Source organism: Streptomyces anandii JCM 4720, from assembly GCF_014650655.1.
GTDB classification, from domain to species: Bacteria; Actinomycetota; Actinomycetes; order Streptomycetales; family Streptomycetaceae; genus Streptomyces; species Streptomyces anandii.
The window spans coordinates 39,737-50,436 of the sequence record NZ_BMVJ01000032.1; the positions used below are offsets into that span (position 1 = coordinate 39,737).

The 10,700-nt window shown below is 73.4% G+C and carries 11 protein-coding genes; 3 read left to right on the top strand and 8 right to left on the bottom strand.

Going from position 1 to position 10,700, the window contains the following annotated elements; genetic code table 11:
- Window positions 1-118: 118 nt before the first annotated feature.
- From truB to rimP, 7 genes are all read right to left on the bottom strand, one after another.
- Window positions 119-1,024, bottom strand: coding sequence for a tRNA pseudouridine(55) synthase TruB (truB, locus tag IE249_RS33060; RefSeq protein WP_189710819.1), 906 nt, complete (start codon window positions 1,022-1,024; stop codon window positions 119-121).
- A complete protein-coding gene (gene rbfA, locus IE249_RS33065; protein WP_189710821.1) occupies window positions 1,021-1,482 on the bottom strand; it encodes a 30S ribosome-binding factor RbfA in 462 nt (153 codons plus the stop codon). The genes truB and rbfA overlap by 4 nt, the downstream gene beginning before the upstream one ends.
- Before the next feature lie 93 nt (window positions 1,483-1,575).
- Window positions 1,576-1,869: a DUF503 domain-containing protein gene (locus IE249_RS33070; protein WP_189710823.1), complete on the bottom strand. Its 294-nt coding sequence runs from the start codon at window positions 1,867-1,869 to the stop codon at window positions 1,576-1,578.
- 391 nt (window positions 1,870-2,260) lie between these two features.
- Window positions 2,261-5,323, bottom strand: a complete 3,063-nt coding sequence (infB, locus tag IE249_RS33075) for a translation initiation factor IF-2 (protein WP_189710825.1) — start codon at window positions 5,321-5,323, stop codon at window positions 2,261-2,263.
- Window positions 5,324-5,472: 149 nt separating this feature from the next.
- Window positions 5,473-5,769: a YlxR family protein gene (locus IE249_RS33080; protein ID WP_189710827.1), complete on the bottom strand. Its 297-nt coding sequence runs from the start codon at window positions 5,767-5,769 to the stop codon at window positions 5,473-5,475.
- A gap of 100 nt (window positions 5,770-5,869) precedes the next feature.
- Window positions 5,870-6,868 (bottom strand): transcription termination factor NusA, encoded by a 999-nt coding sequence (gene nusA, locus IE249_RS33085; protein ID WP_189710829.1) that lies wholly within the window; start codon window positions 6,866-6,868, stop codon window positions 5,870-5,872.
- Between the two features lie 2 nt (window positions 6,869-6,870).
- Window positions 6,871-7,368 carry a ribosome maturation factor RimP gene (rimP, locus tag IE249_RS33090; RefSeq protein ID WP_189710831.1) on the bottom strand — a complete coding sequence of 166 codons (498 nt, stop codon included), beginning with the start codon at window positions 7,366-7,368 and terminating at the stop codon, window positions 6,871-6,873.
- Between the two features lie 198 nt (window positions 7,369-7,566).
- On the opposite strand from rimP, the gene IE249_RS33095 reads away from it, so the two are divergent.
- The 3 genes from IE249_RS33095 (at window position 7,567) to IE249_RS33105 (ending at window position 9,710) form a co-directional block, all read left to right on the top strand.
- Window positions 7,567-8,244 (top strand): hypothetical protein, encoded by a 678-nt coding sequence (locus IE249_RS33095; protein WP_189710832.1) that lies wholly within the window; start codon window positions 7,567-7,569, stop codon window positions 8,242-8,244.
- Entirely contained in the window at window positions 8,241-8,714 is a 474-nt protein-coding gene (locus IE249_RS33100) for a ferritin-like domain-containing protein (RefSeq protein WP_189710834.1), read from the top strand. Before IE249_RS33095 ends, IE249_RS33100 begins: the two co-directional genes overlap by 4 nt.
- A 96-nt stretch (window positions 8,715-8,810) precedes the next feature.
- The gene (locus IE249_RS33105; protein ID WP_189710836.1) at window positions 8,811-9,710 is read left to right on the top strand and encodes an aminoglycoside phosphotransferase family protein; all 900 of its coding nucleotides are present in this window, start codon (window positions 8,811-8,813) and stop codon (window positions 9,708-9,710) included.
- Window positions 9,711-9,735: 25 nt separating this feature from the next.
- On the opposite strand, the gene IE249_RS39270 is transcribed toward IE249_RS33105, so the two are convergent.
- A partial coding sequence (locus IE249_RS39270) for a YbaK/EbsC family protein (RefSeq protein ID WP_268249733.1) occupies window positions 9,736-10,700 on the bottom strand: 965 nt, incomplete at its 5' end.

Below are 10,700 nucleotides of genomic sequence, written 5' to 3' on the forward strand. Positions count from 1 at the left end.
GAATAGGCGGCGGCCGGTGGATACACCCTAGGGGTGGGGGAACCGAGGGGGGACCGTGGAGCGGCGGCTGTGGAGGACCCCGTGTCCGTGTCCGCCGCTCCACGGGCAGTCTCGGCGCTCAGCCGAAGACGGCCAGGCTCTTGGCCTTGCCCCGGTGCTCCTCGACCAGGGCGAGGAAGCGCCCCTCGGCGTCGAAGACCGCCACGGGGCCCGCGCCCGCGTACTCCTCGGGCATCTCCAGCCGTACGCCGTTGGTGAGCAGCCGGGCGCGCCGGGCGTCCACGTCCCACCGGGGGAACGCGGCGGAGGCGGCCTCCGCGATGGGCATCACCGTCAGCTCCTGCTGGAGCTGGTCCAGCGTCCTGGCTTCGTCCAGCTTGTAGGGGCCGACCCGGGTGCGGCGCAGCGCCGTGAGGTGACCGCCGACGCCGAGGTCGGCGCCGATGTCGCGGGCCAGGGCGCGGATGTAGGTACCCGAGGAGCACACCACCGAGACGACCAGGTCGAGCACGGGGGTGCCGTCATCGGCGACGGCCTCGCGGATGTCGTGCACCGCGAAGGACGACACGGTCACCGGCCGCGCGGGGATCTCGAACTCCTCGCCCTCGCGGGCCCGCTTGTAGGACCGTACGCCGTCGATCTTGATGGCGCTGACCCTGGACGGCACCTGCATGATGTCGCCGGTCAGCTTGGCGATCGCGGCGTCGACGGCGTCCCGGGTGACCTTGGAGGCGTCGGTGGAGGAGGTGAGCTCGCCCTCGGCGTCGTCGGTGAGCGTGGTCTGGCCCAGCCGGACGGTGCCGAGGTACTCCTTCTCGGTCAGCGCGAGGTGGCCGAGGAGCTTGGTGGCCTTCTCCACTCCGAGCACGAGGACGCCGGTCGCCATGGGGTCGAGGGTGCCGGCGTGGCCGACGCGGCGGGTCCTCGCGATGCCGCGCATCTTGGCCACGACGTCGTGCGAAGTGAAGCCCGACGGCTTGTCGACGATGACGAGGCCGTCGGGCGGGGTGGGCTTGCTGGTCATTCGGCGGTGTCGTCCGTCTCGTCGGCCTCGTCCTCGGCATCCGGCTTGCGGTACGGGTCCGCCCCTCCGGCGTACGAGGCGCCCGCGGACGCCTCCCGCACCTTGGCGTCGGACTGGCGTGCCTTGTCGAGGAGGTCCTCGATGGTCCGGGCCGTGTCGGGGAGGGCGTCCGCCACGAAGCTGAGGGTGGGGGTGAACTTCACGCCGGCCGCGCGCCCGACCTCGGAGCGCAGGATGCCCTTGGCGCTCTCCAGGCCGGCGGCTGCCGCCTTCCGCTCCTCTTCGTCCCCGTAGACCGTGTAGAAGACGGTCGCCTCCCGCAGGTCGCCCGTGACCCTGGTGTCCGTGATGGTGACGTGCGAGCCGAGCCGCGGGTCCTTGATCCCGCGCTGCAGCTTCTGGGCCACCACCTCTCGGATGAGGTCCGCCAGCCTTTTCGCCCGCGCGTTGTCGGCCACTGGTCCGTCTCCCGTTCTGTTCTTCTGGGGTTTGGTTCTGTCTTGCCGGCTGTCCGGCTGGGCTTGCATGGCTGGCTTGGCCGGCCTGCCTGTCTAGTCGTCCTCGCCGTGGAAACGGCGTCTTACGGACAGCAGCTCCACCTCCGGGCGGGCGGCGACCAGTCGCTCGCAGCGGTCCAGCACGTCGGTCAGGTGCGTCGCGTCGCCGGAGACCGCGGCGAGGCCGATTCGGGCTCGCCGGTGGAGGTTCATGTGGTCCACCTCCGCCGCGCTCACCGCGTACTTGCGCTGGAGCTCGGCGACTATCGGGCGGACGACGGAACGCTTCTCCTTCAGCGAGTGGACGTCGCCGAGGAGGAGGTCGAAGGACAGAGTCCCCACGTACATGTGTGTGCCGGGTTGCCCGCCGGTGCGGGGTCGATGGTCCTGCCGTCGGTGTGGGCAGGGACATCAAGAACGGTACCGCGATCCTGCCAGGGGCTCGACGGGGTTTCCTGGGCGGGGCCTTGCGGGGCTGCGCCCGCTCTGCCGACCCGCCCACCCGGCTCGGTGGGTGCGGAGGCACCGAGCCTGGGGCTTCGCCCCAGACCCCGGCGGGGGCTCCACCCCCTGCACCCCCGCGGGGGGTCGCCCCCCGCATCCGGGCACGGGCTTGCCGCCTGCGCCCCGGTGCGGGAACTGCCCCCTACGCCCCCGCAAGGGGAACCGTGGGTGCATCAGCCGCGGCGGCCGCCGGCCGGCGGAATGGGTTCCGCCGGCCGGTGGCGCCTCGGGGTTGTTATGCCCGCGGCTTCTCGCGGAGTTCGTACGTCGCGATGACGTCGTCGACCTTGATGTCGTTGAAGTTGCCGAGGTTGATACCGCCCTCGAACCCTTCGCGGATCTCGGTGACGTCGTCCTTGAAGCGACGCAGGCCCTCGATCGTGAGGTTCTCCGCGACGACCTTGCCGTCGCGCAGCAGGCGCGCCTTGGCGTTCCTGCGGACCTCGCCGGAGCGGATGAGAACACCCGCGATGTTGCCCAGCTTGGACGACTTGAAGACCTCGCGGATCTCCGCCGTACCGAGCTCGACCTCCTCGAACTCCGGCTTGAGCATGCCCTTGAGGGCCGCCTCGATCTCCTCGATCGCCTGGTAGATGACCGAGTAGTAGCGGACGTCCACGCCCTCGCGCTCCGCCATCTGCTGGGCACGTCCGGCAGCCCGGACGTTGAAGCCGATGACGATGGCGTCGGAGCCCATGGCCAGGTCGATGTCGGACTCCGTGACCGCACCGACGCCGCGGTGCAGGACGCGGATGTCGACCTCTTCGCCGACGTCCAGCTGGAGCAGGGAGGATTCCAGCGCCTCGACCGATCCGGACGCGTCGCCCTTGATGATCAGGTTGAGCTGCTGGACCTCGCCGGCCTTCAGCACCTTGTCCAGGTCCTCCAGCGACACACGGCGCGTGCGCTTGGCGAACGCGGCGTTGCGCTCGCGGGCGGCGCGCTTCTCCGCGATCTGGCGGGCCGTACGGTCCTCCTCGACCACGAGGAAGTTGTCACCCGCACCCGGGACGTTGGTCAGGCCCAAGACCTGGACCGGCGTCGACGGGCCGGCCTCGGCGACGTTGTTGCCGTTGTCGTCGAGCATGGCGCGGACTCGGCCGTAGGCGTCGCCGACGACCATGGTGTCGCCCACGCGGAGCGTGCCTCGCTGGACGAGGACCGTGGACACGGCGCCACGGCCGCGGTCCAGGCGGGACTCGATCGCGATGCCCTGTGCGTCCTGGTTGGGGTTCGCACGCAGGTCGAGGGCCGCGTCCGCGGTGAGGATGACCGCCTCGAGGAGGCTGTCGATGTGCAGACCCTGCTTGGCGGAGATGTCGACGAACATCGTGTCGCCGCCGTACTCCTCGGCCACCAGGCCGTACTCGGTCAGCTGACCGCGCACCTTGGTCGGGTCGGCGCCCTCGACGTCGATCTTGTTGACCGCGACCACGATCGGCACCTCGGCCGCCTTGGCGTGGTTCAGCGCCTCGACCGTCTGCGGCATGACGCCGTCGTTGGCCGCGACGACGAGGATCGCGATGTCGGTCGACTTCGCACCACGGGCACGCATGGCGGTGAACGCCTCGTGACCCGGGGTGTCGATGAAGGTGATCGCGCGGTCGTCGCCGTTGACCTCGGTCGCGACCTGGTAGGCACCGATGTGCTGGGTGATGCCGCCGGCCTCGCCCGCGATGACGTTGGTCTTGCGGATGGCGTCGAGCAGTCGGGTCTTGCCGTGGTCGACGTGACCCATGACGGTGACGACCGGCGGGCGGACCACCAGGTCCTCCTCGTCGCCCTCGTCCTCGCCGAACTCGATGTCGAAGGACTCGAGCAGCTCGCGGTCCTCCTCCTCGGGGCTGACGATCTGAACCGTGTAGTTCATCTCGCCGGCGAGGAGCTGCAGCGTCTCGTCGGAGACGGACTGCGTGGCCGTGACCATCTCGCCCAGGTTCATCATGACCGCGACGAGGGAGGCCGGGTTGGCGTTGATCTTCTCCGCGAAGTCCGTGAGCGACGCGCCGCGGGAGAGACGGATGCTCTCGCCGTTGCCGCGCGGCAGCATCACGCCGCCGACGCTCGGGGCCTGCATGGCCTCGTACTCCTGACGGCGCTGCCGCTTCGACTTGCGGCCGCGGCGCGCGGGACCACCCGGACGGCCGAAGGCGCCCTGCGTGCCACCGCGGCCACCGGGACCGCCGGGACGGCCGCCGAAGCCGGGACGGCCACCGCCGCCGCCGAAGCCACCGCCGGGACCGCCGCCACCGGGACGGCCGGCGAAACCGCCGCCGCCACCCGGACGACCGCCACCGCCGCCGCCGGGACGGCCGGCGAAGCCGCCGCCGCCGCCGGGACGACCGGCACCGCCGGGACGACCCGCACCGCCCGGACCACGGCCGCCGGGGCCGGGACGCGGGCCGGCAGCGGGACGCTGCGGCATCATGCCGGGGTTCGGGCGCGGACCGGCCGGGCCGGGACGCGGACCGCCCTGCGGACGGGGCATCGAGCCCGGCGTCGGACGGGCACCGCCCGGCGCCTGGGGACGCGGACCGCCGCCCTGACCGCCGGGGCCCTGCGGACGCGGACCGGCGCCGGGGGCACCGGGGCCGCCGGGCCGGGCGCCCTGCGGACGGGGCGCCTGCGGGCGCGCCATGCCCGTGGAGCCACCGGAGGTGAAGGGGTTGTTGCCCGGACGCGGACCGGCCGGACGGGCGCCCGGACGCGGAGCCTGGCCACCGGCACGCGGAGCGCCCTGGCCCGGACGGGCCTGGCCCTGACCGCCACCGGGACGGCCGCCACCGGGCTTGGGGGCACCGGGACGCGCGCCGGGGCGCGGACCCTGACCGGCCGCCGGGGACGGAGCCGGGGCGGACGGCGGAGCGGTGAACTCCGGGGTGGTGGGCGCGGCCGGAGCCGGACGCGGCGCGGGCTTGGGACCCGGCACCGGACGCGGGCCGGGGGCCGGCGCGGACGCGGCGGGAGCCGCGGGCTGGGCCGCGGCGGGCTTGGGCGCGGCCGGCGGCTTCGGGGCAGCCGGACGCTCTCCCGGCGCCTTGGGGGCGCGGGAGGCCTGGCCCTGCGCCGGCGACGGCGCGGCGGGCCTGGGGGCGGCCTTCTTCGGGGCACCGGGCTTCGCGGACCTGCCGCTGCCGTTGCCCTGCTGGAAGGCGTCAGTCAGTTTGCGTACTACGGGCGCCTCGATCGTCGAGGACGCCGATCGGACGAATTCACCGAGTTCCTGGAGCTTGGCCATGACGACCTTGCTCTCCACACCGAACTCCTTGGCGAGTTCGTAGACCCGGACCTTAGCCACTTCGCTCCTTTGAGGTCCGGGTTGCGGCCGGACCGTCGCTAGTTCATGGGCGTACTCATCGCGTACTCATCGAGTGCTCATCGCAATCTCGACCTGCTTTCGACTCGCGAGGTACCAGGCCGCACGGGGTTTCCGCGCGACACGTCTTCTTACCGTGTTGCCTGCTCGGCAACTGTTGTCCGCTCGACGTACTGGCGCAACGCCTTTGTGTCGAGCGCTCCCGGGGCGCGCAGCGCCCGCGTGAACGCCCGACGGCGCACCGCCTGGTCGAGACAGACCAGGGCGGGGTGTACGTACGCACCCCGGCCGGGCAGCGTACCGCGAGGATCAGGGACGCAGGCGTCCTTGATCGCCACGATCCGCAGCAGATCAGTCTTGGCCGCTCGCTCCCGGCACCCCACACAGGTGCGTTCAGGGCATACGCGGGCCTGCGTCCGGCCAGACACCCTTAAGTCTACCTCCCCGCACGCACCTCACCCCTTTGGGGCAGGATTCGAACAGTTGCAGCGCAAAGCTGTCGTGATCTCAGCGATGCGCGGCCTGGATCTATTCCCCCGCGTCGGCGGCGGCCTGCTCGGTGTCCGGGCGGATGTCGATGCGCCAGCCGGTGAGCCGGGCGGCGAGGCGGGCGTTCTGGCCCTCCTTGCCGATGGCGAGGGACAGCTGGTAGTCGGGCACGGTCACACGGGCCGAACGGGTGGCCATGTCCACCACCTCGACCTTGGAGACGCGGGCCGGCGAGAGTGCGTTGGCGACCATCTCGGCCGGGTCGTCCGACCAGTCGACGATGTCGATCTTCTCACCGTTCAGCTCGCCCATCACATTGCGCACCCGGCCGCCCATGGGGCCGATGCAGGCGCCCTTGGCGTTCAGGCCCGAACGGGTGGAACGTACGGCGATCTTGGTCCGGTGGCCGGCCTCGCGGGCGATCGCGGCGATCTCCACGGACCCGTCCGCGATCTCCGGGACCTCCAGGGCGAAGAGCTTCTTCACCAGGTTGGGGTGCGTGCGGGAGAGGGTCACCGAGGGGCCTCGGACGCCCTTGGCGACCCGTACGACGTACGACCGCAGGCGCATGCCGTGCGGGTAGGTCTCGCCGGGCACCTGCTCCTGCACCGGCAGGATGGCCTCGAGCTTGCCGATGTCGACGAGCACGTTCTTCGGGTCGCGGCCCTGCTGGACGACGCCGGTGACGATGTCGCCCTCACGGCCGGCGTACTCGCCGAGCGTCGCGTCGTCCTCGGCGTCGCGCAGCCGCTGCAGGATGACCTGCTTGGCGGTGGTGGCGGCGATGCGGCCGAAGCCGGAGGGGGTGTCGTCGAACTCGCGGGGCTCCTGGCCCTCCTCGAGGTCCTCGGGGTCCTCCTTCGCCCACACGGTCACATGCCCGGTCTCCCGGTTGAGCTCCACGCGCGCGTGGCGGCGGCTTCCCTCGGTGCGGTGGTAGGCGATGAGGAGGGCCGACTCGATCGCCTCGACCAGCAGGTCGAAGGAGATCTCCTTCTCCCGGACCAGGCCCCGCAGGGCGCTCATGTCGATGTCCACGGCTACGCCTCCTCTTCCTTCTTGTCCTTGCGGCTGAACTCGACCTGCACGCGCGCCCTGACCACGTCCGGGAAGCCGATCCTGCGGGTGGTCGCCCTGCGGCCCTTGACCCCGGGCACTTCCAGGTCCAGGCCCTCGTCGTCGACGCCGGTGATCCTGGCCACCAGCTCGCCGCCCTCGGCCAGCTGGAACTTCACCAGCCGGCCCGTGGCGCGCACGTAGTGCCGGTGCTGGGTGAGGAGGCGCTCCGCGCCGGGGGTGCCGACCTCGAGGGTGTACTCGCCCTCGCCCATCGCGTCGGTCTCGTCGAGCTTCGCCGAGAGCGCGCGGCTCACATCGGCGATCCGGTCCAGGTCCGCTCCGGTGTCGGAGTCGACGACGACGCGCAGCACCCGCTTGCGGCCGACCGAGTCCACGGCGATCTCTTCGAGGTCCAGTCCCTGGGAGGCGACGAGCGGTTCCAGGATTTCCCGCAGCCTCTCGCTCTGGGTGGTGCTCATCCGGGTGACTCCTCGGCCGCGTGTGCTGTTGTGGGATGGGTCGCGTGTCTGGTCAAAGGGTATCCGGTCCCGGGGGGTGTTGCCGTCCACCTGGCCAGGGGTGGTGCCGCTGAGTGGTGCCCGTGGGGTGCGCGGGTACGGTGATCACGGGCGAGTCGCCCCTCCCGCATCGTTCGTACGCACCCGAGGACGTCTGCCGTGCCGAACCCCCCGTTCCCGCGGGCCCTCGTGGGGCCGCGCAGAAGGAGCCTGCTCGCCTCGGCGGCGGGGGCCGCCCTGCTCGTCGGCTGCTCCGCCGGATCCGAGGACTCCGGCGGCACGGGCGGCAGCCCGTCGCTCGCCGACCGGGTGCGCGCGGCGGCGGCCCGCGACAGCCAGGGGCTGGCGCGGCGCTACGACGCGGTGGTCGCCGCGCACCCCGGCCTGGCGGAGCGGCTCCGCCCGCTCCGGGCGGAGGTCGCGGCCCACGCGGAGGCGTTCGGCGGGACGTCGGCGACGCCCGCCGCGACCTCCCCGGGAACGGAGGCCTCAAGGGCCCCGGCGGGCCCCGAGGCCTCACCGACGGGCGCGGGCGCGGCCGCCGGTACGCCCTCGGGGGCTGCCGCGGGCACGGGTGCGGACACGGCCGCAGGCACCCCCGCGGGAGCGGGTACGGGCTCGGCCGCCGGAGCGGGTGCCGGCGGGGGGTCCTCCCCGAGTGCCGTGCCCGGTAAGGCGAAGGATGCTCTGGCCGAACTCGCGGCCGCCGAGCGGGCGTTGGCCGATCGGTGGGCGGCGGTGCTGGGGCAGGTTCCGGGCGAGCTGGCGCGGCTGCTGGCCTCGGTGGCGGCGGCCGGGGCGGCGCACGCGTATCTGCTGACGGAGGGCGGTCGATGAGCGGGACGACGGAACAGCGGCTGAAGGCGCTGCAGGCGGCGCTCGCCGCGGAGCACGCGGCGGTGTACGGCTACGGGGTCGTCGGCGGCCGCGTCCGTGAGGGGCGGCGCACGGAGGCCCGGGCGGCCTACGACGCCCATCGCGCGCGCCGGGACGCCCTCGCGCGCGAGGTGCGGGACCTCGGCGAGCGCCCGGTGGCCGCGGCGGCCGCCTACGCGCTGCCGTTCGCGGTGCCGGACTCGGCGGCGGCGGTACGGTTCGCGGCCCTGCTGGAGGACCGGGTGGCCGGGGTCTACTCGGACCTGGTGCGGGCGACCGAGGGCGAGCGGCGCGGCGAGGCCGCTGGGGCGCTGCGGGAGGCGGCGGTCCGGGCGGTGCGCTGGCGCGGCGAGAGCGTAGCCTTCCCTGGTCTCGCCGAGCGGGCGGAGGCGGCGGCGACGGGCTCGCCCTCCCCGACGCCCACGGCGTGAGAAGGGCGGCACCCGGAGCACCAGGGAGGTCGGGCACACCGCGCACGGCGACATCGCAACCGCGTCCGGGAGGACCAGGAAGGAACGGACTCGCGCATGGCTTTCGAACCGCCGCGGCGCTTGCTGCGGGCACTCGGTGAGACGGCACCGGACGGCGACGACTGGCTGGAGAAGCTGCCCGGACTGGCGCGGGAGGCGGTCGAGTCGTGCGCGCTGACCGTCGAGCGGGTGCAGGTGCCCGGCGGGCGCAGCAGCCTGGTCGTGCTGGTGCGGACGGCGGACGGCACCCCCGCGGTGCTGAAGCTCGCCCCGCCGAGGGCGCGCCCGGAGAGCGAGCGGGCCGCGCTGGCGCACTGGGGCGGGCGGGGCGCCGTACAACTGCTGGAGCAGGACACCGCCGAGGGGGTGCTGCTGCTGGAGCGGCTGCACCCGGACGTGTCGGTGCGGTCGCTGCCGGAGGCGCGGGCGCTGCTGGAGGCGGCGGGGACGCTGCGCCGGCTGTGGGTCGAGCCGCCGGGCTCCCACCCCTTCGAGACGGTCGCCGAGCGCACGGGGCGGCAGGCGGAGGCGATGCGGGCGGGCGCGGACGCCGGCGCGGAGGCGGCGCCGCTGGTGCGGGCGGCGCTCACGGCCCGGGAGGAGTTGCTGGCCGCGCCGCCCGAGCCGCGGCTGCTGCACGGTACGTTCCGGCAGAGCAAGGTGCTGGCCGGGGACCGCGCGCCGTGGCTGGCCGTGGGCCCCGACCCGGTGGTGGGCGATCCGGCCTTCGATCTGGCGCGGCTGGTCCGCGACCGCGTGGAGGACCTGATCGCCTCCCCGTCCGGGCCCGCCATCACCCGCCGCCGTGTCAAACGCCTCGCGGAGTCCCTGGAGGTCGACCAGGAACGCCTGCGCGGCTGGACCCTCTTCCGTGCCGCCGAATCGGGCCTGCGGGCCCTGCGGGTGGGCCGTCCCCGGGACGCCGAACTCCTCCTGGAATTCGCGACCTGGCTCTGACCCCCCCACCGGGCCCGCCGAACGCTTACGCCGTCAGGCGGGACAGCGCCTCGTCCGTGGTGATCTCCTCGCGCTCGCCCGTGCGGCGGTTCTTCAGCTCGACGACGCCCTCGGCCGCGCGGCGGCCGACGATGAGGATCTCGGGGACACCGATGAGCTCCGCGTCGGTGAACTTCACGCCCGGGGAGACGCCGGCCCGGTCGTCGACCAGGACGCGGACGCCGGCGTCGGCCAGCTTCTGCGAGAGCTCGAGCGCCAGCTCGGTCTGCAGGGCCTTGCCGGCGGCGACCACGTGGACGTCGGCCGGGGCGACCTCCTTGGACCACACCAGGCCCTTGTCGTCGGCGTGCTGCTCGGCGAGGGCCGCGACCGCGCGGGAGACGCCGATGCCGTAGGAGCCCATGGTGACGCGGACCGGCTTGCCGTTCTGGCCGAGCACGTCGAGCTTGAGGGCGTCGGTGTACTTGCGGCCCAGCTGGAAGATGTGGCCGATCTCGATGGCGCGGTCCAGCTTGAGGCCGGTGCCGCACTTGGGGCAGGGGTCGCCGTCCTGCACGACCACCACGTCGACGTACGCGTCGACCTCGAAGTCGCGTCCGGCGACGACGTTCTTCGCGTGCGTGTGCTCCTTGTTGGCACCGGTGATCCACGCCGTGCCCGGCGCCACCCGCGGGTCGGCGATGTACGTCAGCTTGTCCAGGCCCTGCGGGCCGACGTAGCCGCGCACCAGGTCGGGGCGGCCGGCGAAGTCGGCCTCGGTGACCATCTCGACGAGCGCCGGCGCGAAGTGGGCCTCCACCTTGTCCATGTCGACCTCGCGGTCGCCGGGCACGCCCACGGCGACGATCTCGCCGTCCACCTTCACGAGGAGGTTCTTCAGGGTGGCAGAGGCGGGCACGCCCAGGGAGGCGGCCAGGGTCTCGATGGTGGGGGTGTCCGGGGTCGGGATCTCCTCGGCCGCGGGCACGCCGGAGCCGTCCACCGGCTGCA

What these genes read in the sequence shown, in the direction of transcription:
- truB (WP_189710819.1), bottom strand. Translation starts at nt 1,024, where the DNA reads ATGACCAGCAAGCCCACCCCGCCCGACGGCCTCGTCATCGTCGACAAG.
- IE249_RS33070 (WP_189710823.1), bottom strand. Translation starts at nt 1,869, where the DNA reads ATGTACGTGGGGACTCTGTCCTTCGACCTCCTCCTCGGCGACGTCCAC.
- rimP (WP_189710831.1), bottom strand. Translation starts at nt 7,368, where the DNA reads ATGAGCACCACCCAGAGCGAGAGGCTGCGGGAAATCCTGGAACCGCTC.
- IE249_RS33100 (WP_189710834.1), top strand. Translation starts at nt 8,241, where the DNA reads ATGAGCGGGACGACGGAACAGCGGCTGAAGGCGCTGCAGGCGGCGCTC.
- IE249_RS33105 (WP_189710836.1), top strand. Translation starts at nt 8,811, where the DNA reads ATGGCTTTCGAACCGCCGCGGCGCTTGCTGCGGGCACTCGGTGAGACG.